Here is a 25,775-nt window from a genome sequence, read left to right on the forward strand (position 1 = left end):
GGCTGCATGGGGTATGCGTTATACTGCGCGCACCCTATTGCTCAAAGAAATTTCCAGTTATAACTTGGCTAAATTAAAACTCCACGTTCCATTTAAAAAGGACTCGTGGAGCTAGGAACAAATCATATTATACGAGGAGGATAAGTGATGTGGTCGAACCCTGAATTAGAGAACCGGATTGAAACGGCGGTGGCCTGGTTGCGTGAGCAGGCGGCTAACGCGAAGGCTCGGGGGTTAGTCGTCGGATTATCCGGCGGAGTAGATTCTGCTGTTGTAGCAGGACTTTGCAAGGGGGCTTTTCCCGAAAATTCGATAGGGGTAATTATGCCTTCCCAGTCAGCTCCGGAAGATCGCGAAGATGCACTGCTTGCCGCCGAGACCTATGGCTTAAAAGTTGTGGAAGTCGGTTTGGAAGAAGTCCATCAAGGGATTCTGGAAAAGGTTCAGGATGGTTTGCAAGAACAGGGGTTAAGCTTTGAGGGACAGCTGAGCCAGGGTAATCTGAAGGCTCGGCTGCGTATGGCAACGCTCTATACAGTGGCCAATGCACTGAATTATCTTGTGGTAGGTACGGATAATGCCCCCGAAAGTTATACAGGGTATTTCACGAAGTATGGGGACGGCGGTGTTGATGTTTTACCCATTTCTTCGCTGACCAAGGCTGAAGTTCGTGCCTGGGCGGCTCAACTCGGACTTCCCGATAAACTTGTGAATCGTGTACCTTCGGCGGGCTTGTGGCCCGGGCAAACCGATGAGAATGAAATGGGAATCACCTATGATCATATCGACCGTTATCTGTTAGGGGAAGAAATTTCGGCGGAAGAAATCGCTAAGATTGAAAAACTCCATCGCCAAAGCGAGCATAAGAGACATACTCCACCGGCATTGGATCTGCCCAAGCTTAAAAAATTATAGACTTAAAAGATTATAGGTAAGGGAGTTTATTGGATTGCGTATCGGTGTAGACATTGACGGAGTAACTGCAGATAGCTTTACAGTGTGGCTTGGGGAATTGAATCGATATTTTAGCAAGAATATTTCCGTTATCGATAACTATGATATCCATCAGGTATATGATGTTTCTTGGGACGAGATGAATCGCTTTTTTAAGGAGAATATGGAGCATCTTTTTATGATGCCCCAGCCTGTGAAAGGGGCAAAACAGGGACTTGAGTCCCTTATCGCCCAAGGCCATGAAATCGTTTATGTGACAGCGCGGGCCGCCGATGAGGAAGAGGTTACGCTGCGCTGGATGGACAAGTATAAAATTCCGTATAAGAATGTTGTATTTTCCGATCTTCAAAGCAAGGTTGATTTGGTGAAACAATGGCAGCTTGAACTCTTCATCGAAGATTATACCAAAAACGCGCTGGCGATTGCTCAAGCCGGAATCCCGGTATTATTGCTTAATGCGACGTATAACCAAGGAGAGCTTGTCAGAGGGGTCACACGCTGCCGCAATTGGACAGAAATTGTTCGCGCGGTTACTTCCCTTTCTGGGGATGGGTTCGCTTATCAACAAGGTGTTGAATTGCGGCGATAGGATGTTTAAAAATCATGCGCGGGCCGGAATACCGCATAATGCCAACGATTTTTTCACGCATCTCCTTTTTATAGCAATGGACTATGCAGTCGCCGCAGACTGTCTTATCTTCTCCAAACTTGCAGTGCTCAAGACGCTGTTGAGCATAATTAAGCAGGTTCTGACAATCCTCACAGAGAATTCCCTGCGGATGATGTTTATTGTGGCAGTAAAGCTCAATCATTAATCCTACGGTTTGTTTTTCTTTCTCGATTCTCGACGTTTTCATTCGTTTCCCTCCGCTGTAGAGTTGTATTTGTTTTTAGTATAGCATTACTGTTTGTAACCGAGTGATGACTTTGATCACATTTTAACCGGGGTTTGGGTCGTTTAATTATGGGCGCACGAAAACGGGGCTGTTTTGCTTTTGAAACAGCCCCGTTTTCCGTAATAAAAATTTACGGCAAGCGTTATGATAAAATCCCCTAATCCTGAAATCTCGAAATCTCGAAATCTCGAAAACCGGAAAACCTGTCTTAGCTTACAAGACTTTGTCCGACTTTATAAATATCTCCGGCCCCAAGAGTGATGACCAAATCCTTAGGGGTCAGCGTTTGGGCAAGATAAGTCTTGATCCCATCCAAAGAATCAATAAATCGAACATTTATGCCTTGACTGCGTATTTGGTCGGCTAGGACAGAGGCGGAAATGGTATTCAGATTCTGTTCACGGGCTGAAGCAAATATTTCGGCGATAACGACTTCATCAGCGGAACTAAACGCATGCGAGAAGTCGTCAAGCAGTTTCTCAGTGCGGCTGAAAGTATGGGGTTGGAAGATAGCCCTGATCCGGCGTTCGGGGAAAGACAGCCGGGCCCCTTCTAGGGTGGAGCGAATTTCAGTGGGATGATGAGCATAGTCATCCACAATAAGGGCTCCGTCGCTCATGCCGATATGCTCAAAACGACGTTTGGTACCGCTGAATTGGCTTAAACTTGTGAGAACTTGAGGTGCGGGAATCCCTAATTCCAAGCTTAAGGCAATGGCTGCCAAGGCGTCTAGGATATTATGCTTTCCGGCAACATGAAGGTGCATCTCACCAAGGTATTGCCCAAAGGCATAGATCTTCATGGAGCTTCCTTCATCATGAAATTTAACATCACGGGCTTGGATGTCTGCTTCCTCGGAAAAACCGAAGGTCGTAATTGGGGCTTGGCTTTGAATATATTTACGGTTAGGTTCTTCCGCCCAAATGAAGACTCGGCCGTCGGCCGGGACTTTCTGAGCCAACTCAGCAAAAGCCGAGATGACATCATCGATGTCCTTAAAATAATCCGGATGGTCAAATTCAATATTCGTTATGATCAAATATTCAGGGGAATAATTGAGAAAATGACGGCGATACTCACAGGACTCTGCCAGAAAAAACTCGCCCTTGCCGGAATAAGCATTCCCGCCAATGCTGGGTACATCACTTCCCACGATAATCGTGGGATCAAGCCCTGCATTAAGCATGCACAGCCCCGCCATAGCCGTTGTTGTTGTTTTGCCGTGTGTACCGGAAACTGCAATTCCTTTCTTTTTGGACATCAGCCGGCCCAAATATTGAGGGTATGTGAGTACCGGAATGTTTAATTTATGAGCTTGGGCGATTTCCGGATGATCCTTGCCATAGGCGGCAGAGGCCACAACAAGATCAGCATGATCGACGTTATGTGCGTCAAAATTTAAGACGGGGATGTGGGCTCGTTCAAGGACAGCATCTGTGAAAAAACGTTCGGATACGTCTGAACCCGTTATATCTGCATTTTCAACCCGGGCGCTTACTTGTGCCAAAGCGCTCATTCCGGTTCCTTTAACTCCTACAAAATGAATATGTAATGGCAAGATCCATCTTCCCTTCAAATTCAAAATCTACTCTTTCCATTATACCCAATATCAAGTCAAAAGGTATCATTTTATCGTTAAAAATTTTTCCAAAAGAAAATTAGCTCTTCAACTTTAATACGAAATATCTTCCCATTTTTAAGGGGATTTAGCGCCACTCACCGCATAAAACAAGAGACGGAATTAAGCAAAGCTTAACTCCATCTCCTGTTTAGGGTAACGAAGTAGACTTAACGAACCCCGCGTCCGGGATTCATTGCGCAATGTCAGGTTCTGGTACGACTTATCATCCTGACTATGACAAAATACCATTTATTGTGTCGAAGTTCAAGAAGCAATTTTATGATGGAAAGGAAAATATGTCCTTGCAAGATGATTATTTTGGGATTTAGCCCTATTTCTGCAGGAATTTATGGTAGGAAGAACCCTCCTTGCGTTTCGGAAATATAATGCAGAGAAGTAAAATGAGGAGGAGAGCTTTTGATGCATGTGTTTCCGTTTCAACCGAATTACCGGGAATTGTTTGTAGGACTCGATGCCTTAGTTCCGCAGGTTAAGGGTGGTTTAGCGCCTGCTATTAATTTCGATAATGCAGCTACAACCCCCCCGTTAATGAAGGTAATGGCTGAAATCAATCAGTTTGCCCCCTTCTATTCCTCTATCCACCGAGGAGCGGGGTATAAATCGGTTCTTTCCTCACAGATCTACGAAAGGGCACGCAAAACGGTACTTGCGTTTGTGGGAGGTTTGTCAGACCTAAATACCGTAATTTTCGTGAAAAATACGACTGAGGCCATTAACAAACTTTCTTATCGTCTATGGAATCCGCGGAAAAAAGAGGTGATCCTGACTACCTGGATGGAGCATCATTCCAATCTTCTCCCCTGGAGGGATAAATATCAGGTTGATTATGTGGAGCTTAATGAGCAGGGTGGTCTAAATTTGGAAGACCTTGAACAAAAACTGCTGCATTATCAAGGGGCGGTGAAACTTGTGGCTGTCTCGGGAGCTTCTAATGTCACAGGGATTATGAATCCTATCCATCGGATTGCGGAAATAGCCCATCGATACCAAGCAAGGATACTTGTGGATGCCGCTCAGCTTGCTCCCCATGCGGCGATCGATATGCGACCCCATCATTCTCCGGAACATATCGATTTTCTTGCCTTTTCCGCTCATAAAATGTATGCTCCTTTTGGGATTGGTGTTTTAATTGGGCCCAGTCAGGTTTTTGAACAGGGAAATCCCGAATACAGCGGGGGTGGAACAGTAAAGTTTGTGACAAAAGATCAAGTCTTTTGGGATGATCCCCCTCATAAAGAGGAAGCGGGTACACCCAATATCCTTGGAGTTGTGGCCCTTGTTGCAGCTATAGAAACCTTAAGAAGTATTGGTATGAAAACGGTCTATAAGCAAGAAGAACGTCTTCTGAATTATACTCAGAAAAAAATGGAGAAGATGACGGGAATTGAGCTTTATGCTCCTTTAAATACGCCAAGAATCGGGGTTATTCCCTTCAATGTTGTCGGAATGGATCATGAAGAGGTTGCCCAAGCCCTTTCTAGGGAAGGCGGGATCGCGGTGAGAAATGGCTGCTTTTGTGCTTCACCTTATGTTCAAAAGCTATTAAGGATATCCGATAGGGAACTGGGAAATATTATTAATAATCCCTTACTTCCTCACCCAGGAATTGTAAGAATCAGCTTTGGGTTATATAATACCCTTGAGGAAGTCAATCAGATGCTGTCCGTACTTCAAGGAATCATCATTTTAGAGCAAAGAAAAACGAAATTATTGTCCAATTCTGTAAAACAAGGGTATACGAGCAAAACGTTCTCGTATTATAATAATAATATATAAACTGCAAAGGATGTACAAGGATGCATGAAATAGCTCAAAAGTTAAATGAACAAATTCTTGGGGCTAACCCCTACATATATGATCTTTTGTCAGATTTAGGCAAGGAGCTCTACTATCCCAAAGGAATTTTGACACAATCCGCTGAAGCAGATCAAAAAGCCTTTCGCTTTAATGCCACGATTGGGATTGCAACCGAGGAAGGTCATCCCATGTACTTACCCGTTATCCAAGATAATTTGTCAGCTTATGAGCCTTCCGAGCTGTATACCTATGCTCCCCCTGCAGGGAAATTAGAGCTGAGAAAACGTTGGAAAGAAAAGATGGAGAAGGAGAATCCATCTTTGAGAGGAAAAAATACGGGCCTGCCCATAGTTACGAATGCCTTGACCCATGGGCTGAGTATTACCGCCGATTTATTTGTGAATCCCGGAGACCCGCTGGTTTTACCGGATAAAAACTGGGGTAATTATAGTATGATTTTCGGGACAAGACGGGGAGCCAGGCAAGTGACCTTTCCCTTTTATAACGCAAATGAGGAGCTTAATATAACAGGGATGAAAGAGGCCTTACTTGCTCAAAAAGAGTATGGCAAGGCGATATTGCTCTTGAACTTCCCAAACAATCCGACAGGTTATACCCCTACTGAAAAAGAGGCTGAGGCAATCGTTGAAGCGATTCGTGAGGTTGCCGAGGAAGGTATTAATCTCGTTGTCATTTTGGATGACGCTTATTTTGGTTTGTTCTTTGGGGATTCAATCACAGAGTCTTTATTTGGCCGACTTGCTGACGTGCATCCCCGGGTTTTCCCCGTAAAAGTGGATGGCGCAACTAAGGAAGAATTTGTTTGGGGGTTCCGCGTTGGGTTTATTACATTTGCTTCTGAATACCCGGAAGTCTTGAACGCCTTAGAAAGCAAGACGATGGGAATCCTCAGGGGAACCATCTCCAATGTTTCTCACTCATCACAGACCTTTGTCCTAGGGGGGTTAAAGTCTCCTGATTTTTGGCCACAGAAACAAGAAAAGGTCGATATCATCAAAAAACGGGCTTTAAAGGTGAAAGAGGTACTGAAAAATGACCGTTATCAAGAGGTGTGGAAGGAATATCCTTTCAACTCGGGCTATTTCATGTGCTTGAAATTAAAGCACGTAAACGCTGAAGCTTTACGGCAGTATCTTCTTGAAAAATATGGTGTCGGGGTGATTGCCCTCGGTCAAACCGATATTCGTATTGCTTTCTCCTGCGTCGAGGAAAATCAGATCGAAGAGCTCTTTGAGCTGATTTATCAAGGCGTGAAGGATTTAGAAGCGTCCTAGTCGCCCTTAGAAATTCATTTTAAATTAAGAATAGGAAATTGTCTCTGGATTGACTTAAAGTTAATGCATTGACAATTTTCTATTTTTTTTCTTTAGGGGGAAGGTTATTTTTTTGCCTTTTGTACAGAGTAATAAGTAATAAGTAATAAGTAACAAAAAATAAGGAAGACGAAAGTAGGATCAAACATTTAACATTATTTAAATAAGAAGGCGAGGGAAAGAAACAATGGATAAGGAAGAGCTCATAAAGTCTCTCAACTGGTTTTATAGTCTGGAAACAAGTCAAGCTGATTTGTACTTTGCTCAGAGTAAAGTATTTAAGGATCATTACGGAGGTTTGGTTTTTGAACGAGCGGCACAGGTGGAAGAAGATCATCGCGATCTCATCGGTGCAAAAATAAAAGAGCTGGGTGGAATCCCAACACAAACAGGAGAAGTCATTTCTTCGATAATGGGGGTTTCTTTAGGAACAATCCTTTCAATGACCGGACTCAACATGGTTTTAAAAATCAATATCAAACTCGAAGAAAAGGCTATGAGTGACTATAGTGAACTTATCACCCGTGTTGAGAAAGAGGGCGAGGGTCCTCAAAGTGAGCTTTGCAAGCTGCTTAAATATAATTATGTCGATGAAGATCAGCATACGGCTATTTTTGCCAAGCTCATTGAAGCCTCAAACGGTTAAAATATATATTTATACATGGAAGTTACATAAAAGGTAAAATGTGATATGATTATTAAATAAATTTTACCGCTAACAATTTAAATAACTTTTAAGAGAGAATTATAATATATAGATTTTTGAAATCATTTCATGTAACATAAATATATATGAAGTTGGTAAGGAGGAAAAGGATGCTTATTCAGTCTGCAGTGGATATTGCCCCATATTTACAACAATGGTATGAAGAGGATATATCAGTTTATGTTTTTGACAAGGAAAAGGCTTTGGCAGCCATTAATCATCCTAAACTAAATCTCGGGGTCTATGTAGGACAACCTTTAGAGGATCTCAAATCAACTATGTCTTATCGAACAATAACGACACAGCAGCGCTTGGTGGGGAAGGTAGATCTCACAAAGTCTCAATTCGGAATTCCGTATGTCGCTATTTCTAATCCAATCTATGATCAGACTGATTTTGTCGGGGGAATGACGGTTGTCATGTCCACCGAAGCCTTTGATACGCTGCTCACTACAGGCGAAGAGATATTGGCAGCCGTCGAGCAAATTTCTGCGGCGGCGGGGAGTTTAGCCGATGCAGGCGAGGAATTGTCTGCAAATACACAAGAGATGAGCAAAGAAACAGAATCAGTTCAAAAAGAAATTATTGATGTCGCCAAGATTACAGGACAGATGAAGTCAATTGCAGCGAGAAGCAACATTCTGGGGATAAATTCTTCGATCGAGGCAGCCCGGGCCGGAGAAGTCGGAAGGGGATTTGCTGTAGTGGCTGAGGAGATACGGAAACTTGCTGATACGAGCAAGGAATCTGCGGTTAGCATTGAAGAAAATATTAAGAAGGTCCAAGAATCGGTGGGCATGTTAGTCGATACTTTTGCTAATCTTGCTGCGGTGAGTGAAGAGCAAGCCGCCGGTATAAGTGAACTAAGCAGTGCTCTGGACCAAATCAGACATTTGGCAGAGAACTTGGTTCAAAACGGAAGAAAAGAAATGTCTATTTAAGAAGAAATGTGTCTCAATAATGGAACATTAGTTTAATATAATCACAAAGCTTGTCGCACTAGGAGGTGCGACATTTTTTTCCGAAATTGTTTAATGATTGTCTCTTTTAAGAGACAAAAGATAAAAGATATCACTTTCACTTAACTCAATTTAGAATGAATGGGATATAAAAGTATAGAATATTCCGCTATTTCAAAAATATATTTCTAACGTAGAGAATTTTCAGAATGTTGGAACCATTTTTGCAATAATAAATGTTATCTAGGAACGATTTGAGGTGGACATGAAAATCAAGGAATACTTTTTTTGAAAAACTAAAGAAACGAGGTGGAATTTTCTGTGGGGATCAGCAAAATTGGCGTTCTAGGTGCCGGCACGATGGGAGCAGGAATTGCTCAAGCTGCCGCCCAGAGCGGATTTAAAGTTGTTTTAGTTGATGTCAGCGAAGAGTTTGTTCATCGTGGACTTGAACGGATGGGAAACGCGCTGCAAAAACTTGTGGAAAAGGGAAAGCTTCCCGCTGATGAAAGAGCGGGCATTTTGTCAAGGATCGAAGGAAAAGTCGGTCTTGAGAATTTTAAAGATGTAGATATTGTCATCGAAGCCATAGTGGAAAATATGGAGCTAAAGAAAAAGGTTTACGCAGAATTGGATCAGATTTGCCCGAAGCAGGCGATTTTAGCCAGTAATACATCCTCTCTCTCGATCACGGAGATTGGAGCAGCGACCCAAAATCCGGGTCGCGTAATCGGAATGCATTTCTTCAATCCCGTACCCGTCATGAAGTTGGTAGAGGTCATTCCCGGAATTGAAACGAGCGAAGAAGCGGTTGGTTTGGTCATGAAACTGGCTCAACAATTTGGAAAGGTTCCGATTAATGCCAAGGAGTCCCCGGGATTTATTGTTAACCGTATACTCGTTCCGATGATCAATGAAGCCATTCAAGCGTATCAAGAAGGGGTCGGATCTGCCGAAGATATTGATATGGCGATGAAGCTGGGGGCTAATTTCCCGATGGGGCCGCTTGCTTTGGCGGATATGGTTGGAATTGATGTCGTTTTAGCGGTAATGGAAGTATTTTATCAGGAGTTTAACGATTCAAAATATCGCCCGGCTCTTTTGCTTAAACAAATGGTTAGGGCCGGCCATTTGGGCGTGAAAACCGGCAAGGGCTTCTATGATTATAGGAAGGTGAATAAGTAATGCGTGAAGTTGTCATTGTAGGTGCACAGCGTACACCTATCGGAGATTATCTTGGTTCATTAAAAGATCTGACTGCGATCGATCTTGGGATAACCGCTTTGAAAGCAGCCCTGGAAAAGGCCTCCTTGGATGCCGGACAGATTGAAGAAGTGGTGGCAGGGAACGTTTTCCAAGCGGGTCTGAAAGGGAACCCAGCACGTCAAGTTGCCTTGAAAGCAGGGTGTCCTTTAGAAACCGTGGCCGTGACGGTCAATCAATTATGCCCATCATCAATGCGGGCCACGGAAATCTTAGCCCAAGAGATTGCCCTGGGTAAGGTGGATATTGGGGCAGCGGTCGGTATGGAGAGTATGTCAAACGTTCCTTATCTTATACCCAAGGCACGGAGCGGTTATCGGATGGGAAATGGGGTAATCGTCGACGCTATGCTCAATGATGGCTTGTTTGACGCTTTCTATGACTATCATATGGGCATGACAGCGGAAAACTTAGCGGATCAGTACGGGATTTCTCGTGAAGAGCAGGATGAACTGGCGCTGTTGAGCCACCAACGCGCAATTCAAGCCATTCAAACCGACAAATTTAAAGAAGAAATTGTGCCGGTTGAAATCAAGACCAAAAAAGGAGTTACCGTAGTTGACACGGATGAGCATCCCAATGCTTCAACGAGTGCGGAGGCTCTGGCAAAGTTAAAAACGGCGTTTAAAAAGGATGGTACGGTTACCGCAGGGAATGCTTCGGGCTTAAATGATGGAGGTTCGGCGCTAATCCTGATGGCGGCTGAGAAGGCGGCTGAGCTGGGTATTAAGCCCTTGGCTAAAATTGTTTCAACCGCATCGGCTGCGGTAGATCCTAAGATTATGGGGATTGGCGTAGTTCCGGCCGTGAAAAGAGCCTTAAAGTTTGCTCAATTAAGCCTGGAGGATATTGATTACTGGGAACTGAACGAAGCTTTTGCCGCTCAATTCTTAGCTTGCAATCGCGAACTCAATATCAGCATGGATAAAGTCAATGCGAATGGTTCGGGGATTTCCTTGGGGCATCCGGTCGGTAATACCGGTGTCCGCTTAATTGTGAGCCTGCTGCATGAAATGCGGCGCCGCAAAGCGAGATACGGCTGTGCATCTTTGTGTGCCGGCGGCGGTCCTGCAGTTGCTACCGTAATTGAACTTCTATAAGGGGAGGAAAAAATAATGGATTTCAAATATACCGATGAACAGGAAGCGATGCGTTTAGTTGCCAGAAAGTTTGCGGAAAGAGAGATAGCCCCGGTGGCCGGAGCATATGATGAAAAGGATGAGTTTCCTTGGGAGTTAATCCATAAGCTTCATGAAGTTGGGCTTTTAACAATCGGAGTCCCGGAGGAATATGGCGGACCGGGTTTGGATCCCACAACCCAGGCCTTAGTTGCCGAGGAACTCGCCTTTGGAGATGCGGGCACGTCCACAACGGTGGTTGCCAGTAATCTGCTGGGTGCAAACCCCGTTTTAGTTGGTGCAAATGATGATCAGAAAAGACGTTTCTATAATGTTATGAATGAAGGAAAACTTACCGCTTTTTGTTTGACCGAGCCGGGGGCCGGTTCGGATGCGGTGAGCTTATCGACTACCGCACGTCGGGAAGGAGATTACTATATCCTCAATGGGACAAAACAGTTTATCTCCAACGGCGGAGTAGCAGATATCTTTACCGTTTTTGCGACAACCAATAAATCCCTGCGCCATAAAGGAATAGTCGCCTTCATGGTTGATGCGCATACTCCGGGGATCAGCATTGGGAAGAAAGAAAATAAAATGGGGATTCGGACGTCTGATACCTGTCAAGTGGTTTTTGAAGATGTCAAAGTTCCGGTTGAAAATCGCCTAGGTGAAGAGGGTGAAGGCTGGTCGATTTGCATGAAATCCTTGGATATTTCCCGTCCCTTTATTGCGGCGATGGCGGTCGGAATTGCTCAGGCTGCTTATGAAGCGGCGGTAAAATACGCAAAAGAGCGGATTGCCTTCGGAAAACCGATTGCCACATTCCAAGCGATCCAGTTTATGCTGGCAGATATGGCCATGGAAATTGAAGCTTCACGTCTGTTTGTGCATAAAGCATGTTACCTGAGAGAACAAGGTCTGCCCTTTACGCAAATGGCTTCCTTCGCAAAAGCTTTCGCAGGAGACACAGCGATGAAGGTTACTGTCGATGCTGTACAAGTTTTAGGCGGGTATGGATATGTCAAAGAGTATTCGGTTGAGAAATATATGCGGGATGCCAAGATCATGCAAATTTACGAAGGAACAAACCAAATTCAGCGAGTTGTCATTGCCAATAACATTTTACGATAAGCAGATTTAGGAAGTGAGTGAGAAGAAAAATATCCAGAGGAGGGGCTTTATGCGTTTTAATGAGGAATACCGGAAAAAATTAGTAACCCCTGAGGAAGCTGTTCGTGTGGTCAAGTCCGGTGATTGGGTGGATTATGGTTCGTTTACAGGGCAGGTTGTTGAGCTTGACAAAGCATTAGCGGCCCGCAAGCATGAACTTTTTGATGTAAAGATACGTGCGGTTACGGCGCTGAGACCTCCGGAAATCGTCAAAGTTGATCCGGACGGGCAACATTTCGTGTATAATAACTGGCATTTTAGTGGTCTCGACCGCAAACTTCATGATCAAGGACTTTGCTATCATACTCCTTTGCTTTACCATGAACTTCCCGGGTATTATCGACGTTTTCTTGATATTGATGTGGCAATGCTCCCGGTGACTCCGATGGATACGCATGGATATTTTAACTTTGGTCCCCAAGTTTCCCATACCAAGGCCATTTGTGACAAGGCAAAAGTGATTATTCTTGAGGTTAACCCCAATATACCGCGCTGTTTGGGAGGAAAAGAAGAAAGTATCCATATTTCAGAAGTGGATTATATTGTTGAAGCCAATTGGAAGATGCCCCAGGTTCCGAGCGGTACCCCGACAGAGATCGAGGAGAAAATTGCAACGTATATCATGTCTGAGATTGAAGACGGGAGCTGCATCCAGCTGGGTATCGGGGGTATGCCGAATGCCGTAGGTCGGATGATTGCCCAATCCGATCTCAAGGATTTGGGTATTCATAGCGAGATGTTCACAGAGTCTATGGTTGATATGGTAGAATCGGGACGTGTGAATGGAACGAAGAAGACGCTTGATCGCTATAAGGTGACTTATTCATTCTCCTTTGGAACCCAGAAAACTTATGACTTTTTACACAATAATCCGATGTGTGCCGCCTATCCCGTTGATTATACCAACGATCCGTTAATTATTGCCCAAAATGATAAGGTTGTTTCCATTAACAACTGTATCGAGGTGGATTTAACGGGTCAAGTTTGCTCAGAATCTTCGGGAACCCGTCAAATCAGCGGAACCGGGGGACAGTTTGATTTTGCCTATGGTTCGTATCGTTCTAAGGGGGGAAAATCCTTCATTGCCATGGAGTCGACCTATAAGAAAGGCGGCGAACTTCGTTCGAGGATTAACCCGATTTTAGCCCCGGGAGCGGTGATCACAACCCATCGCGCAATCGTTCAATACTTGGTCACCGAGTATGGAATTGTGAACTTGAAAGGAAAATCAACCTGGGAACGCGCTGAAGCTTTGATTTCAATTGCCCATCCTGACTTCCGTGAGGATTTGATCAAAGAGGCAGAGAAACTCGGAGTTTGGCGTAGAAGCAAGAGTTTGGCGTAGAAGCAATAAATAATTTTAAAAAATTGAACTTGCTTCAGATGAGGATAATTCCCAAGTCTGAAGCAAGTTCCTTTATCCGATGATTTTATATTTTTGTAGAAGAGGGAAGATAAAATGGCATACTGTCAAGTTAACGGGAAGAAGATTTTCTATAATGAAAGCTCCTCGCCAAGCCGTAACGATTCTGCTGTGTTATTTATTCATGGTGCGGGAGGTTCAAGTGAAGTTTGGGCAAACCAGCTTTCCCAAATTGAGGGATATCGTTTACTGGCTTTAGATTTACCCGGGCATGGGCACTCGGAAGGGAACGCTATGAATGATATCAAAGACTATAGCCGCTTTATTGCGGACTTCATCAAGGCCTTAGACTTAAAATCAGTCATTCTCGCCGGGCATTCGATGGGCGGGGGAATTGTTTTAGAATGTGCTCTGTCTCAGCCCAAATGGCTCAAGGAAATCGTTGTGGTAGATTCGGGAGCGCGTCTTCGGGTAAAAACGGAAACCCTCGAGCAACTGGCAGAGGGAAAATTGCCTTTCAATATTATTCCTTACCTTTATAGCCGGAACAGTGCTCTGGAAATACTCAGCCAGGCGTTAGAGGAGATGAAAAGCGTCCCAGCGGAAGTTTATTTGGCAGATTTCCAAGCGTGCGATGCTTTTGATCGGAGTAAAGACATTCAGAATATAAATATACCTGCCTGTATTCTTTGCGGAGAGTATGATCAAATGACACCTCCGAAGTACTCTCATGCTCTTCATGAAGCATTACCCATGTCTACATACGTTATGGTCCCGTCAGCCGGGCATATGAGCATGCGAGAAAACCCCGAAGCGGTCAATAAGGCGATAGCAGAGTCAATCCTAAACCAATTTTGAACGTTCAAGAAAATGAGTAAGCCTTTCCTCGCTCAATCCATGCTTACAATAATCCTGGAAGATACCTAAGATCCAGTTTATAGCTTCTTCCCCACTTGAGACTTTTCCTGAAGTTTGAGCAAATCGGGGATGCCTTCCTAAGCGACCTCCTAAACTAAGCATCCAGCCTGACTCTTTAGGGATAATTTTTTCAGTAGGGCAACTGCGAATACACATACCACAGGATACACAAAGATTGGGATCAATATTTATTTGCTCATTATGCCAAGTAATTGCATTTTCCGAACAAGTAGAGACACATGTTTGGCATCCCGAACAAAAGTTTTCAGAAAGTTGGGGGGTTATAAAGCCTGTAACACCAATATCCTTAATTTGGGGTTGAGAACATCTATTGGGGCATCCCGCCAAGGCGATTTTGGGAACATGGTGGTAAAGATACACTCGAAAACGTTCTTTTAGAGTCGCATTAAGGTCAAGCTTTTGCAGACCTTCTTCAAGCTCTTGGTTAAACTCTGACCAATCCATTGCTGCTAGTGAACAATTTGGACGGCAATGCTCTATAAAATAATCGGGTAATTTGCTCATTTCATACCTCCAATTTATGCATGAATGATATTCTAGTTTCATCTTACCCATGAATTAAGGAACGGACCGTGTTTTGAATCACATATTCTATGAAAATATAAAAAAGAGTAAGTCAATAAAACCAAAAACCCCGCAATTTCTTGCGGGGTCTACGTTCTACTGGAGCCGATGGTCGGAATCGAACCGACGACCGGTGGTTGTTCGATGCTACTATGTTTTGCTTTCATAATCTGGTGAGGGAGGGGTTAGCCCACCCTTTTAGCATAAAGCTATTATTAGCCATTCGTGTAATGATATTTTGTATCAGTTCTAAATACCTAATTTTTGTTTCTGAACATTTCTCAATCATCAGATGCACCTCCTCTAAAACAAACCCCGCTTAACTTCTACTCGTCCTTATCCGTTTCCCCTTTCAGATATTTGGACATCTCTTTATCAAACTGCGAAATATAATTCTTATCCTGTCGCACACGGAACTGCTCATAAATTCCCTCGGCTTTTTTTACAGCATCCCCATGGGAAACTTTACCTTTCCCTTCGAGGACTTTTCTGCGGTTGTTCTTCAGAAAATTATCAGTTTCCCGAAGCCAGTCAGCCATGCTCATCGGGATCTCATCCTCCGCCATTAACTCCGCATAGTCAATGAACATTGCCACGATTCGGTTCATTCGTGATAGTTCTTTTTCACTTAGATAATTTTTTGCAATTACTACATCTTGCTTAATGATTTTCCCGTCCGGGGCTGCCTTCCAAGTAGTTAGTCCCATTGTTGGATGCTCAGAGTTGGCTCTCTTGGCAATCAACTCTGCCGCAGTTTTTCCTGTGATGGCATAGTGAAGCTTGTTCTGCACAAAGGCATAAAACTCCCGCGTAAGGTTGCTTTTTTTATCATAATCGTAGCTGCATTGTTCGAACACATCAGCAATTTTCTGGTAAGCTCTTCGCTCACTGGCCCGAATCTCACGGATGCGTTCCAGCAATTCATCAAAATAATCCTTACCAAAAGGCCTTCCGTTTTTAAGCAACTCATTATTTAAGACAAAGCCTTTTTGGATATATTCGTGCAGAGTTTTTGTCGCCCACTGCCGAAATCGTGTGGCTTTTTTTGAATTAACACGGTATCCAACGGCTATGATTGCATCAAGGTTATAGAAATCCACTAAACGAGAAACCTCGCGGCTGCCCTCGTATTGAACCTGTGCAAATTTTGCACAGGTTGAGTTTTTATCCAATTCTTCTTCCTTATAGATATTGGAAAGATGCTTTGTTATAACGCTCCGTTCCGTTTCAAACAGCTCCGCAATCGCTTTTTGCGTCATCCAAAAGTCTTCATCTTCAAAGCGAACTGAAACAGCCACTTTACCGCTGTCCGTCATATATAAAATGATTTTATCTTCGTGCTCCAACTCGTATCACCTTCCATATATGAAATAAATTACCCCTGCTGTGAAGTAATTTAGTAGTTAAGATTTTAAATCCATCGAATTCGGGGGGTAAAATCGATCGAGAAATTTGTCTATTTAGATTTATTATACCAAGATATCGAAGCTGACGTTTAGGGACGGGCGGCATTTTGAACACTTGACCAGCCCCGCGAACATCTGAACCACGTCTTTGCTGTTTTCACACCGGCTATTGCACCAATTCCATGCTTGTCTATTATATGGAATTGATTTCAACATATTTAAGTTTATTCCTTCTATATTAACGGGGGAATAGTGGATAAAGATTAGATTAAAGCTTATCTGGTTCTTTAGGTTTGATTACCCTAATTCCTTGTGAAAATATGTATGCTTTTTCCCGTAAAGACTTTATCAACTGATTGTCAAATAAAAGCTTAAATGGCAACATGAACTGGTCAAATTATAAAACCAAAAACCCCGCAATCGCTTGCGGGGTCTACGTTCTACTGGAGCCGATGGTCGGAATCGAACCGACGACCTGCTCATTACGAGTGAGCTGCTCTACCTCTGAGCCACATCGGCATTTGAGACGTGTATCATTTTACTTTATTTAGAGGCTAAAGTCAACAGCTATCGTAAATCTAATTCACCAATCGCTTCTCTATAATAAAGGAAACTTACTTCAGGTGGAGTTTAATTCATCTGAAGTTTAGTTGACTTATCCCCACAGAGGACAAGTCAGCTAAACTTGCAAAGCAAGCAAGCAAGCAAGCTTCCTATGTCCAGGGACTTAGCGCCACTTATCTCCCCCTTAAGAAGTGGGAGTCTCAGTGGTGGTTAGTTATCGGATAAATTTCTTTATCTTTTGCAATATTAAGTCCCAAATTCAGGGATTTGTCATAGGTTTTGATGTCTATATTTGTAGAAAACATTGACTTTAAGCATGCTACGTGATACTTTTTTGTAAGAGTCAGGAAGATAAGCAATCTAGTCCAATAAAAACTAGACGCTTATAATCTTTCAGGCTTGCGCAAAGAATCCCCAGACGTGGGGATTCTTCTATTTGATTCCAAATTTTATTTGATTTTAGATTTTAAACGGAAAGTTAAGTTTTAAATGAAAAGCTGAATTTGCGATTCAAGGGCATCTTCCAGATATTGTTTGGCAGTTATGACTTCTACCTCAGGCAAAAGCTCTTCTTCCTTTAAACCCATAACTTCAACGGAAAGTTTACACCCGTAAAATTTAACGCCCTTCTTACGTGCTCCGTTCAGGAAATCGGTTAAGGAGGGTGTTTTGTCATCCTCCATCATGTCTTGGAGCATTGCTTTGCCTAAGCCTGCGAAGTTCATTTTGGATAAGGGCAAATCTTCTATTCCTTTAGGGGTAACAAGCCCAAACATTTGCTCAAAAGGAGTTTTATCCTCAAAACTAAGCTTTTCGGGATCCCGAACAAGCATGAGCCCCCAGAAGGAAAAGAACAGGGTAACATCCATGCCCATTTCACGACCCGCATTTGCCAGGATCAATGCTGCCAGAGCTTTATCATAGTCGCCGCTGAAGATCAGTAAATTCATTTTCTTATTCATATTGCTTCCTCGTTATTTACTTTAATTTCTATTTCATTTTCTTCTTTATTTTCTTCAAAAGTTTAGAAAGTATACACAGGGTGTATTTTTCTTAAAATTAGAAAAACAGTCTCTTAAGTCATCATAATCCTCGTAATCGTGCACAATATATTATAATCAGCGGAATTCAAGATTTGACAAAATTCGATAATATACAGATATTATAAGTTTAGGGAAGATATTTTTAATTTTCGAAGAAAAATTAGGGTTAAGGAGGGCTAATGCATGAAAATCACAAAAACAGCACAGGCCGGAGCAGTAGAATCAAGTGATGTACTTATCACAGTTGCTCCGAATCTAGAGGGTGGGATTAAGGTAGAACTCGAAACCAAACGAGTTATTGAGAAACAATTTGGTCGGCAAATCAAGAAAGTGATTCGTGAAACGGTTGAAGAACTTGGCTTTGAAGATGTAATCGTTAAAGCTCAAGACAAAGGGTCTTTAGATTATACGCTTCGGGCGAGAGTTCAAGCCGCACTGGAAAGGGCTGCGTCCTAACCAGATGTTATAGATTTAAAATAATGAAAGGGAGAATCGAAGATGAGTCATAACAGAAGTATGCTGATTATTTCAGGAAATAGTCCGAAGCGGCTTCAAGATGCCTCTGTATTTAATCCGGATCTACTTGTACTGGATTTGGCAGAGGGAGTGTCAAACGAGGAAAAAGATTGTGCACGCTTGCTGGTTAAAGAAGCCATTGGGTTTATGGATTATGAAAATGTCGATATTGTCGTAAGAATTAATACCCTTGAATCCGGTTTTGGTGCAGAGGACATTGAAGTTGTAGCCAAGGCTAATCCTGCCGCCTTAATGATTCCTCAGGCAAGTGTCAAAACACTTCAAGATGTCGAGAAACGGCTTGATAAGGCTGAGAAAGAGGCAGGATTAGAGCAAGGTAAAATAAAACTATATCCGGTTATTGAATCGGTCAAAGCGCTTGAAGACGTTTCCTCTATACTTGCCGCTTCAACAAGAGTTGCCGGTGTATTCTTCAATGGAGACGGATTAGCCAAAGAATTGGGCATAACCCGAACGAGAGAGGGCGAAGAAATTCTTTATGCTCGGAGCAAAGTAGCTTTAGCTTGTCGGGTGGCAGGCCTGGACAGCTTTGATACCCCTTATAATGACGGTAATGATCCCGAGGGATTGGAGATAGATGCAAGTAAGGCGCATAACTTAGGCTTTAGCGGCAAAGCAGCCATCAATGGTCGTCAAATCGATATCATTCATCGCATATTTGCTTAATTAACATAATTGAATTGAAACGAGGGGAATGACATGAAAAATAGTGTAGGTCGTGAAATCCCGGAATATATTGAAGGATATGGTAAAGTTAAGCCTTTTGAAGGGGCCTTCGCCAACTATGGAGATCGTTGTAAAACAACTGTGAAACTGCGTTCCAAAAAACCGGGTGAAGTTAAACTGATTGATACGATTGATGAGGTTTTAGATAAAGTAGGAATTCGTGATGGCATGACGGTTTCGTTCCATCACCATCTAAGAAACGGAGACTATGTACTGAATCTGGTCATGGCAGCAATCGCCAAACGCGGAATTAAGGATATTACCATTGCTGCAACAGGCATCTTCCCGATTCATGAACCCTTGGTCGAAATGATCAAGGACGGGACAGTTACGGGGATCAATGTTAACTATATTGCCCCCGGTCCGGTAGCAAAGGCGATTTCCAAAGGACTTTTGAAGAACCCGGCGGTACTTATGAGTCACGGCGGACGTCCTCGCGCGATTGAAAGCGGTGATATTCATATTGATGTGGCCTTTATTGCTGCTCCGACGTGTGACGATTATGGAAACATGAACGGCGTTTATGGAAAGGCCGCCTGCGGAACTCTAGCTTATGCAGTTCCTGATGCCCAATATGCAGACTGTGTCGTAGCAATTACGGATAATCTTGTTCCCTATCCGGCTTGCCCGATTGAGATTACACAGGACCTTGTCGATTACGTCGTGAAGGTCGATTCAATCGGCGATCCCAATGGTATTGTTTCCGGAACCTTGACCGTAACCAAGGACCCCGTCGGTTTACGGATTGCTAAGCTTGCTGCTCAAGTGATCGAAGCGACAGGCTATATTAAAGAGGGTATGTCTTTCCAAACCGGTGCGGGAGGAACCTCCTTGGCCGTTGCAGCTGAAGTCAGGAAATTCATGAAGGAAAAGAATGTCGTAGGAAGCTTCGCTGCCGGCGGAATCACCGGTTATATGGTTGATATGCTCAAAGAAGGATTATTCAGGACGCTCTTTGATGTGCAGTGCTTTGACTTTAAAGCCATTGCTTCCTTGCGCGATAACGAAAAACACCAATGGATGAGCGGTTCACTTTATGGCAACCCGCACAACAGAGGTGCGGTGGTCAATAATCTGGACATCATGATTTTAGGAGCTACGGAAATAGACACCGATTTCAATGTTAATGTTGTGACCGGTTCTGATGGTGTCATTATCGGGGCATCGGGTGGTCATAATGATACAGCGGCAGGTTCAAAAATCTCGATTGTTGTTACGAACTTAACCAAGGGACGTTTGCCTGTTGTGAAAGATAAGGTAACCACGGTTGCTACTCCGGGTGAGACGGTGGATGTCCTTGTAACAGAACGAGGAATTGCCGTCAATCCGCGGCGTACTGACCTCATCGAAAAACTCAAAGGGACGGACTTGCCGCTGAAGACGATAGAAGAGCTTAAAGATTTGGCGGAACGTTTAACCGGAAAACCTGAGCCCATTCAAGTGGGAGATCAAGTTGTAGCTATCGTTGAGTATCGGGATGGGACAGTCATTGACGTTGTTCGGAAAGTACTGGGCTAAACTCCGTTAAAATTTACGCTGAAAAATCTGTGCCGATTCACCTTCGAGCAAACTTTCCACATCTTCTATCCCCAGATGATCTAGAAGTTCCATAACATAGGGATTATTTACCGGCGTGAGGGCATGGGCTGAAAGACCATAAGCATTAACATGGATGGTCCCAAGTTCGGGCTTTAGAAGTGCCTTAGGGCCCCCGACACATCCTCCTTTACAGCCCATGCCTTCATAAAAGTTTGCGGTTATATCTCCATTGCTGATAGCCTGCAAAAGCTCCTTGCATTCACGTGCTCCATTGGCTTGAACGGCTTTAATTTTAATCGGTTTATCCGGTCTTAACTGGTCTAAAGTGTCTGAGATAGCTTTGCTGACACCGCCTGTTCGCGCATAGATGCGTCCCCCCGCTGAAGAATGTTCACTTGGAATATCCTCCATTTCCGCAGGGTTGATGCCTGTCGCCTCGAAGATTTGCTGGACTTCTTCAAACGTAAGAACCGCATCGACAGCATCACGGATATCGGGTTCTTTGGCCTCTGCTTTTTTGGCGATACACGGTCCGATGAAAACAACTTTAGCCTCCGGATGAAGCCGTTTGATCCCTCGCCCACAGGCGACCATAGGGGATACGGAGGGGAGAATATGAGGAACCAACGCGTGATAAACCCGTTTTACCATAGCGACCCATACGGGGCAGCAGCAGCTGGTTAAAACGAAATCCTCGTGGCTATTTACGGCTCTGTCAAATTCCAGGGCCTCTTTTAGGCTGAGAATATCAGCAAACATGGCGACTTCGATCATGCCGAAAAAACCAAGATGCTTAAATGCAGAGCGGAGCTGCCCCATGGTCACATTTTCTCCGAATTGACCGATGATGGCAGGAGCAACGATAGCGAAAACAGGAACCTCTTTTTTCTTAAGAATATCAATGAGGGGAATAAATTCCTTTTTATCGATAAGGTTATTAAGGGAACAGGTTTCAATCAATTCACCGCAGTTCTCACAGTTTCGGTCCTGGACGACAACTTTTCCTTCCATGTCGTAAACAATATCGTCAAAGAGGCAAGGTGCTTCTCGGTGAAGATCTTCTTTCGAATTGTCGTTTTCATCGTTCAATTGAAAAACGACTTTATCCGGATCCCCATTTCCCAGGGCATAATAAACATATTTTTGCGTCGTTGCATCCCCGTCCGCTTGAATTTCCTCAATTTCCTGTTCAAGATTTCCGTTGTAGGATGCTCTGACTAACCGATTAAAGATTTGCGCATAGGTCAGTTTACTCATTCATAATCCCCCTTGTTTGAATCACATCATAGTTTGTCCGAATCAACAAGGAAAAATAAGGGGGATAGACTTTCATACTTTATAAAAAGCCTGACGGAGTAATCATGATTACCCCGTCAGGCTTTTTATAAAGTACTTCTATTGAATTTCTATTAAGTTTCCATTGAGGTTATATTGAATTTATATTTTAGAAGGAGCCCTCTGATTCGGGTTCTTCAGCCGAAATTCTATTATTGCGATAATAAAGCACAAGATCGGCTAACACCATGACAAGGTTAAGAATGTAGAGATAGATTACACCATCAAACCTATAAAAGATTTTGTTTAGAATTCCCGCGATATAGCCAATGATAACTACCATTAAGAAAAAAGCGCTTTTGCCTTTACTTGAGCGTGAGGTATATGATTTATAAATCGAAAAAGGCCAAGCGGCGCCAAAACAAACTAACATGATAATTTCGTAAATACTCATTTAAACCACCTCAAACATATTTTGTCTTTTAGAATACGTTTTTTATTATACAACGTTATGGAAGAAAGGAAAGTTTTTTAGCTAATGTTGCAAGGTTCGAAAAAGATAGTCGATTTACTGCGATCGATAAATAAATTAGAACTAGCTTTAGTTGGATGAGCAGTATAAACTTGTTATAATAACGGTGGAATTATGGAGGCCATAAGAATGAAAATAGCAGATTATCACATCCATTCGCAATTTTCCAGGGATGGAATGCAGACCATGGAGGAGGCTTGTAACAAGGCAAGCCAACTGGGAATTTCAGAACTTTGTTTTACAGACCATCTTGAATTTGCAGACAATGATTGGGTAGACTACCCTGAATATAGACGCTCGATCGAGAAAGCCCAAAGGAAATATCATAAGGAATTGTCACTGAAAGTAGGATTGGAAATTGGTTTTGATAAAAGGGCCAAAAAGCAGATTACAGATTATTTAGAGGGCAAAGACTTCGATTTTTTAATTGGCTCCTTGCACTTTATTGATGAAGTCGATCTTTTTAAGGGGAACTTTTTTAGAAGCGATCGGATCCAAGAGTCTGTCAGAGCGTATTTCCAAGCCCTGCTGGAAAGGATCACCCTCTTTGATTTTTCGGTTTTAGGTCATATCACGTTGTTCAAACGCTTTTTTGAACGGTTGCATGTAAGCCCTGCAGATTTTAACTGGAGTGATTATGATGATCTTATTCGCGCCATTCTTCAGGGCCTGGTGGATCAGGGCAAGGGGATTGAATTAAATACGCGTGTACCGCTCATTGATTTAGATTTTCGGATTCTCCGCTTTTATAGGGAAATAGGCGGGGAAATTATTACCCTCGGGTCAGATGCCCATCATTATCGCTCTATGCACACGATGGAAGAAGGATTTCAAGCCCTTCGAGATACCGGCTTCCGCTATTACTGCGCCTTTGAACAGCGGAACCCTACATTTATAGCGCTCTAACTCCACGTCAGCTTTTCTAAGGCCATATGGCTGCGATACCAATTATCCTTTTGTAAAAGCTCCTCGGGAGAGCCTGAATTTTTGACCTTGCCATTTTCGAGAATGACGACAGTATCACAGGCAATCATTGAGGATAAACGATGGGATATGGACAAGATGGTGTGAGCCTGACTCGCCCTTTGCAAAACAGACACTATTTTTTTCTCAGTGATGGAATCGAGATTCGCGGTAATTTCGTCCAACAGGAGAATGGGAGGGTCTGTGACGATTGCTCTGGCGATGGAAAGCAATTGCTTTTGTCCTTGCGAAAAAAGAGTATCATGGGTGACCAGGGTATCAAGGCCGTTTTCTAAAGAAGCTACATAATCCGTCAGACCGACAAAAGCTAGCGCTTTTTCAATTTGTTCGCGTGAAATGCTCTCATCCTGTAAACTGATCTGCTCGGCCACTGTTCCTTTAAACAAATTAAAACTCTGGCTGACATAACCGAATATCCTGCGCTTCTCGAGGTTAGGGATAGAATAAACATCAAATCCATTGAGGGTGATACTCCCTAAAGAAGGCTTCATAAGTCCCATCACCAACTTGAACAAGGTGGATTTGCCAACCCCTGTTCGCCCTACAAAGGTGACTTTTTCCTGGGGGCTTATATGAAGATTGATGTTTTTGAGAACTTGAATTCCTTCTTCATAATGAAAGCTCACATGATTGAAGGATAATTTAACATCTTTCCGCGAGGGGATAATCCTTTCGGCACTCAGCTTTGCGTCTTTCAAGTTATCTTCCGGTTCACGGTAAAATTCATTGACCCGTTGAATACCGGATAAGGATTGCTGAATGTTTTGAAGCTCCATCCCCAGATTCTCAACGGGTTTAAATAAATCGGAAACTAACTCGATGGAAGCGGCAACCATCCCTAATGAAATTCCTAAATAATTCAGCTGTTCCGAGGAAAGAATGACGATTGTGGCGATGACAAGCGCGCGGAGAATCAGGATGATGGGGGAATACACTGAGTCATAAAAATTGATTTTCTCAACAGTCTTATAGTTATCCAATAAATATGCGGTATAATTCTTTTCCATATAATCTTCTTTGCTGAAAGATTTGATCATTCGGATATTGTTTAAACTCTCGGAAATATGGTTATTCACCTTGCCCACCAAAACACGGTTAGCAATTTGGGCCTTAAGCATCCTTTTTTGAAAAACCCGCGTAATGGTGTAAATAATAGGGAGCAGCAAGAGAACGATCAACCCTAGTTTCCGGCTGAAGAGGCCGATTGAGATGACAATACCAATGATTTTAAAGCAGTCGATGATCAAGCCGACGATGCCGTCAGTGAACATGGAGTTAATTGTATCGACATCGTTTGTAAAACGGGAGACCACGATGCCTGATTCATGGTTAGAGAAGAAAAGAGAACTCACTTTTTCTAGTTTTTCCATCATTCCGGTTCGAATTTCGCTGGTTATTTTTTGACCGAAAATGGTCAGTCCACCATCTCTGAGCGATCCCAAAACACCAATCAGAAAGAGTGCGCCGAGATAGGCGAAGGCGAAGCTAAGAAGGTTGTCCTTAGTTTTAGGGACAAGGTTATAATCAATAATCTGCTTTAAGATCTGGGGCGGTATGAGCGAGACAATAACGATGCCGCAAATCGTAAAGACAAGTAAAATATCAAGACGAGGGTTTTTCTTAAGAACGTTTAGTATTGATTTTTGGACTAAATTAGGGTTCAATCCGGCCAGCCCCCTCGGCATATTGCAAATTAAAGATCGTGGCATAAAGTGTGGCGCTTTTTAGCAGTTCTTCATGAGTCCCATAATCGACAGTCTTGTCCTCATGGAGAAGCATAATCCGGTTAATCTGATTGAAAATGGCTAAGCGGTGCGAAATCAGAAGGATGAGGCTCTGTTGGTAATGCTTTTTTAGATTTTCAATGATTTTTTCTTCGGTTTTCATGTCAATGGCTGAAAAAGGGTCGTCTAAAACAATAATTTTATTTTTATTTAACAGGGTTCTGGCCAGGGCGATTCTTGCTTGCTGTCCGCCGCTTAAGCGAATTCCGCCGTTACCCACTAAGGTATTTTCTCCGTCAGGCATTGCGGCTAAATCCGTATCGAAGCAGACATCCGCCAAAACAGCCGTGATGTCTTGGTCCTGACCCAGTGTAATATTGTTATAAAGGGTGTCTGAAAGCAATTGAGGCTTGTGGCCGAGATAGGAAATCATCTGACTCCGTTCGTAATCAGAGTAATCTTTCAGCTCCTTGCCGTCAATTTTGATGCTGCCGTGATAGGGATATAACCCCAATAAGGCGAGTCCGAGGGTAGACTTCCCTGAAGCGATAGAACCGGTAATGCCAATGATTTCGCTTTGTTTTCCTTCAAAACTGATGTTTTCAAGAATAGATGACTCACTGTCCGGGTAAGAAAAACTGAGGTTTTTAACGGAGAGTTGGGTGTCGCCATCACCGATGTTTGATGCAGTATCTTTACGTTTGTATTCGGTAAGATAGGGTTTGATCCGCTTCCAA

At 43.2% G+C, this 25,775-nt stretch carries 24 protein-coding genes and 1 tRNA gene; 15 read left to right on the forward strand and 10 right to left on the reverse strand.

The window, feature by feature from the left end; translation table 11 throughout:
• Nucleotides 1-147: 147 nt before the first annotated feature.
• Nucleotides 148-915, forward strand: a complete 768-nt coding sequence (gene nadE / locus VB077_RS03350) for an NAD(+) synthase (RefSeq protein WP_323413802.1) — start codon at nt 148-150, stop codon at nt 913-915.
• 34 nt (nt 916-949) lie between these two features.
• Nucleotides 950-1,543: a 5' nucleotidase, NT5C type gene (locus VB077_RS03355; RefSeq protein WP_323413803.1), complete on the forward strand. Its 594-nt coding sequence runs from the start codon at nt 950-952 to the stop codon at nt 1,541-1,543.
• Here the strand turns inward: VB077_RS03355 and VB077_RS03360 are convergent.
• Both VB077_RS03360 and murC read right to left on the reverse strand, forming a co-directional pair.
• A complete protein-coding gene (locus tag VB077_RS03360) occupies nt 1,485-1,811 on the reverse strand; it encodes a nitrous oxide-stimulated promoter family protein (protein WP_323413804.1) in 327 nt (108 codons plus the stop codon). The two genes, VB077_RS03355 and VB077_RS03360, sit on opposite strands and share 59 nt — an antisense overlap.
• A gap of 247 nt (nt 1,812-2,058) precedes the next feature.
• Nucleotides 2,059-3,408, reverse strand: coding sequence for a UDP-N-acetylmuramate--L-alanine ligase (gene murC / locus VB077_RS03365; protein ID WP_323413805.1), 1,350 nt, complete (start codon nt 3,406-3,408; stop codon nt 2,059-2,061).
• A 483-nt stretch (nt 3,409-3,891) separates the two neighbouring features.
• Here murC and VB077_RS03370 point away from each other — a divergent pair, with 483 nt between their 5' ends.
• The 9 genes from VB077_RS03370 (at nt 3,892) to VB077_RS03410 (ending at nt 14,063) form a co-directional block, all read left to right on the forward strand.
• Nucleotides 3,892-5,268 carry an aminotransferase class V-fold PLP-dependent enzyme gene (locus tag VB077_RS03370; protein WP_323413885.1) on the forward strand — a complete coding sequence of 459 codons (1,377 nt, stop codon included), beginning with the start codon at nt 3,892-3,894 and terminating at the stop codon, nt 5,266-5,268.
• A gap of 20 nt (nt 5,269-5,288) precedes the next feature.
• The gene (locus tag VB077_RS03375) at nt 5,289-6,584 is read left to right on the forward strand and encodes an aminotransferase class I/II-fold pyridoxal phosphate-dependent enzyme (RefSeq protein ID WP_323413806.1); all 1,296 of its coding nucleotides are present in this window, start codon (nt 5,289-5,291) and stop codon (nt 6,582-6,584) included.
• A gap of 226 nt (nt 6,585-6,810) precedes the next feature.
• A complete protein-coding gene (locus VB077_RS03380) occupies nt 6,811-7,269 on the forward strand; it encodes a ferritin-like domain-containing protein (RefSeq protein WP_323413807.1) in 459 nt (152 codons plus the stop codon).
• 170 nt (nt 7,270-7,439) lie between these two features.
• Nucleotides 7,440-8,270 (forward strand): methyl-accepting chemotaxis protein, encoded by an 831-nt coding sequence (locus VB077_RS03385; RefSeq protein ID WP_323413808.1) that lies wholly within the window; start codon nt 7,440-7,442, stop codon nt 8,268-8,270.
• A gap of 339 nt (nt 8,271-8,609) precedes the next feature.
• Nucleotides 8,610-9,473, forward strand: coding sequence for a 3-hydroxybutyryl-CoA dehydrogenase (locus VB077_RS03390; RefSeq protein ID WP_323413809.1), 864 nt, complete (start codon nt 8,610-8,612; stop codon nt 9,471-9,473).
• Nucleotides 9,473-10,651 carry a thiolase family protein gene (locus VB077_RS03395; RefSeq protein WP_323413810.1) on the forward strand — a complete coding sequence of 393 codons (1,179 nt, stop codon included), beginning with the start codon at nt 9,473-9,475 and terminating at the stop codon, nt 10,649-10,651. Before VB077_RS03390 ends, VB077_RS03395 begins: the two co-directional genes overlap by 1 nt.
• A gap of 15 nt (nt 10,652-10,666) precedes the next feature.
• Nucleotides 10,667-11,803 (forward strand): acyl-CoA dehydrogenase family protein, encoded by a 1,137-nt coding sequence (locus tag VB077_RS03400; RefSeq protein ID WP_323413811.1) that lies wholly within the window; start codon nt 10,667-10,669, stop codon nt 11,801-11,803.
• A 49-nt stretch (nt 11,804-11,852) separates the two neighbouring features.
• The gene (locus tag VB077_RS03405) at nt 11,853-13,187 is read left to right on the forward strand and encodes an acetyl-CoA hydrolase/transferase family protein (protein WP_323413812.1); all 1,335 of its coding nucleotides are present in this window, start codon (nt 11,853-11,855) and stop codon (nt 13,185-13,187) included.
• Between the two features lie 114 nt (nt 13,188-13,301).
• Nucleotides 13,302-14,063, forward strand: coding sequence for an alpha/beta hydrolase (locus VB077_RS03410; RefSeq protein WP_323413813.1), 762 nt, complete (start codon nt 13,302-13,304; stop codon nt 14,061-14,063).
• Here VB077_RS03410 and VB077_RS03415 read toward each other — a convergent pair.
• The 4 genes from VB077_RS03415 to VB077_RS03430 form a co-directional block, all read right to left on the reverse strand.
• The gene (locus tag VB077_RS03415; RefSeq protein ID WP_323413814.1) at nt 14,049-14,648 is read right to left on the reverse strand and encodes a 4Fe-4S binding protein; all 600 of its coding nucleotides are present in this window, start codon (nt 14,646-14,648) and stop codon (nt 14,049-14,051) included. The two genes, VB077_RS03410 and VB077_RS03415, sit on opposite strands and share 15 nt — an antisense overlap.
• A gap of 386 nt (nt 14,649-15,034) precedes the next feature.
• Complete coding sequence (locus tag VB077_RS03420) at nt 15,035-16,024, reverse strand: virulence RhuM family protein (RefSeq protein ID WP_416337020.1); 990 nt, start codon at nt 16,022-16,024, stop codon at nt 15,035-15,037.
• 534 nt (nt 16,025-16,558) lie between these two features.
• Nucleotides 16,559-16,633: transfer RNA gene (locus VB077_RS03425), tRNA-Thr, on the reverse strand.
• Between the two features lie 530 nt (nt 16,634-17,163).
• Nucleotides 17,164-17,640, reverse strand: a complete 477-nt coding sequence (locus VB077_RS03430) for a DsrE/DsrF/DrsH-like family protein (protein ID WP_323413816.1) — start codon at nt 17,638-17,640, stop codon at nt 17,164-17,166.
• A 264-nt stretch (nt 17,641-17,904) separates the two neighbouring features.
• Between VB077_RS03430 and citD the strand changes: the two genes are divergently transcribed.
• The 3 genes from citD to citF are packed head-to-tail and all read left to right on the forward strand — an operon-like array spanning nt 17,905 to nt 20,502.
• Nucleotides 17,905-18,177 carry a citrate lyase acyl carrier protein gene (gene citD, locus VB077_RS03435; protein WP_323413817.1) on the forward strand — a complete coding sequence of 91 codons (273 nt, stop codon included), beginning with the start codon at nt 17,905-17,907 and terminating at the stop codon, nt 18,175-18,177.
• 42 nt (nt 18,178-18,219) lie between these two features.
• The gene (locus VB077_RS03440; protein ID WP_323413818.1) at nt 18,220-18,924 is read left to right on the forward strand and encodes an HpcH/HpaI aldolase/citrate lyase family protein; all 705 of its coding nucleotides are present in this window, start codon (nt 18,220-18,222) and stop codon (nt 18,922-18,924) included.
• Between the two features lie 33 nt (nt 18,925-18,957).
• Nucleotides 18,958-20,502, forward strand: a complete 1,545-nt coding sequence (gene citF, locus VB077_RS03445) for a citrate lyase subunit alpha (protein WP_323413819.1) — start codon at nt 18,958-18,960, stop codon at nt 20,500-20,502.
• A gap of 6 nt (nt 20,503-20,508) precedes the next feature.
• Here citF and VB077_RS03450 read toward each other — a convergent pair whose 3' ends face one another.
• Nucleotides 20,509-21,780, reverse strand: a complete 1,272-nt coding sequence (locus VB077_RS03450) for a [Fe-Fe] hydrogenase large subunit C-terminal domain-containing protein (protein ID WP_323413820.1) — start codon at nt 21,778-21,780, stop codon at nt 20,509-20,511.
• 187 nt (nt 21,781-21,967) lie between these two features.
• Complete coding sequence (locus VB077_RS03455) at nt 21,968-22,252, reverse strand: hypothetical protein (protein ID WP_323413821.1); 285 nt, start codon at nt 22,250-22,252, stop codon at nt 21,968-21,970.
• Between the two features lie 207 nt (nt 22,253-22,459).
• Here VB077_RS03455 and VB077_RS03460 point away from each other — a divergent pair, with 207 nt between their 5' ends.
• Nucleotides 22,460-23,236: a histidinol-phosphatase HisJ family protein gene (locus VB077_RS03460; protein ID WP_323413822.1), complete on the forward strand. Its 777-nt coding sequence runs from the start codon at nt 22,460-22,462 to the stop codon at nt 23,234-23,236.
• Here the strand turns inward: VB077_RS03460 and VB077_RS03465 are convergent.
• Both VB077_RS03465 and VB077_RS16545 read right to left on the reverse strand, forming a co-directional pair.
• On the reverse strand, nt 23,233-24,978 hold the full coding sequence (locus VB077_RS03465; RefSeq protein ID WP_323413823.1) for an ABC transporter ATP-binding protein: 1,746 nt from the start codon (nt 24,976-24,978) through the stop codon (nt 23,233-23,235). The two genes, VB077_RS03460 and VB077_RS03465, sit on opposite strands and share 4 nt — an antisense overlap.
• Nucleotides 24,968-25,588, reverse strand: a complete 621-nt coding sequence (locus VB077_RS16545) for an ATP-binding cassette domain-containing protein (RefSeq protein ID WP_416337021.1) — start codon at nt 25,586-25,588, stop codon at nt 24,968-24,970. The genes VB077_RS03465 and VB077_RS16545 overlap by 11 nt, the downstream gene beginning before the upstream one ends.
• Nucleotides 25,589-25,775: the final 187 nt, after the last annotated feature.

The sequence above is a fragment of the Desulfitobacterium sp. genome (assembly GCF_034927245.1).
Taxonomy (GTDB): Bacteria; Bacillota; Desulfitobacteriia; order Desulfitobacteriales; family Desulfitobacteriaceae; genus Desulfitobacterium_A.

Bases quoted from the DNA above. Each gene is read 5' to 3' on its own strand.
- VB077_RS03440 (WP_323413818.1), top strand. From the start codon at position 18,220: ATGAGTCATAACAGAAGTATGCTGATTATTTCAGGAAATAGTCCGAAG.
- VB077_RS03360 (WP_323413804.1), bottom strand. From the start codon at position 1,811: ATGAAAACGTCGAGAATCGAGAAAGAAAAACAAACCGTAGGATTAATG.
- VB077_RS03375 (WP_323413806.1), top strand. From the start codon at position 5,289: ATGCATGAAATAGCTCAAAAGTTAAATGAACAAATTCTTGGGGCTAAC.
- VB077_RS03405 (WP_323413812.1), top strand. From the start codon at position 11,853: ATGCGTTTTAATGAGGAATACCGGAAAAAATTAGTAACCCCTGAGGAA.
- VB077_RS03430 (WP_323413816.1), bottom strand. From the start codon at position 17,640: ATGAATAAGAAAATGAATTTACTGATCTTCAGCGGCGACTATGATAAA.
- VB077_RS03460 (WP_323413822.1), top strand. From the start codon at position 22,460: ATGAAAATAGCAGATTATCACATCCATTCGCAATTTTCCAGGGATGGA.
- VB077_RS03410 (WP_323413813.1), top strand. From the start codon at position 13,302: ATGGCATACTGTCAAGTTAACGGGAAGAAGATTTTCTATAATGAAAGC.
- VB077_RS03415 (WP_323413814.1), bottom strand. From the start codon at position 14,648: ATGAGCAAATTACCCGATTATTTTATAGAGCATTGCCGTCCAAATTGT.
- citD (WP_323413817.1), top strand. From the start codon at position 17,905: ATGAAAATCACAAAAACAGCACAGGCCGGAGCAGTAGAATCAAGTGAT.
- VB077_RS03370 (WP_323413885.1), top strand. From the start codon at position 3,892: ATGCATGTGTTTCCGTTTCAACCGAATTACCGGGAATTGTTTGTAGGA.
- VB077_RS03380 (WP_323413807.1), top strand. From the start codon at position 6,811: ATGGATAAGGAAGAGCTCATAAAGTCTCTCAACTGGTTTTATAGTCTG.
- VB077_RS03450 (WP_323413820.1), bottom strand. From the start codon at position 21,780: ATGAGTAAACTGACCTATGCGCAAATCTTTAATCGGTTAGTCAGAGCA.
- citF (WP_323413819.1), top strand. From the start codon at position 18,958: ATGAAAAATAGTGTAGGTCGTGAAATCCCGGAATATATTGAAGGATAT.
- VB077_RS03385 (WP_323413808.1), top strand. From the start codon at position 7,440: ATGCTTATTCAGTCTGCAGTGGATATTGCCCCATATTTACAACAATGG.
- VB077_RS03395 (WP_323413810.1), top strand. From the start codon at position 9,473: ATGCGTGAAGTTGTCATTGTAGGTGCACAGCGTACACCTATCGGAGAT.
- VB077_RS03420 (WP_416337020.1), bottom strand. From the start codon at position 16,024: ATGACGGACAGCGGTAAAGTGGCTGTTTCAGTTCGCTTTGAAGATGAA.
- nadE (WP_323413802.1), top strand. From the start codon at position 148: ATGTGGTCGAACCCTGAATTAGAGAACCGGATTGAAACGGCGGTGGCC.
- VB077_RS03400 (WP_323413811.1), top strand. From the start codon at position 10,667: ATGGATTTCAAATATACCGATGAACAGGAAGCGATGCGTTTAGTTGCC.
- VB077_RS03455 (WP_323413821.1), bottom strand. From the start codon at position 22,252: ATGAGTATTTACGAAATTATCATGTTAGTTTGTTTTGGCGCCGCTTGG.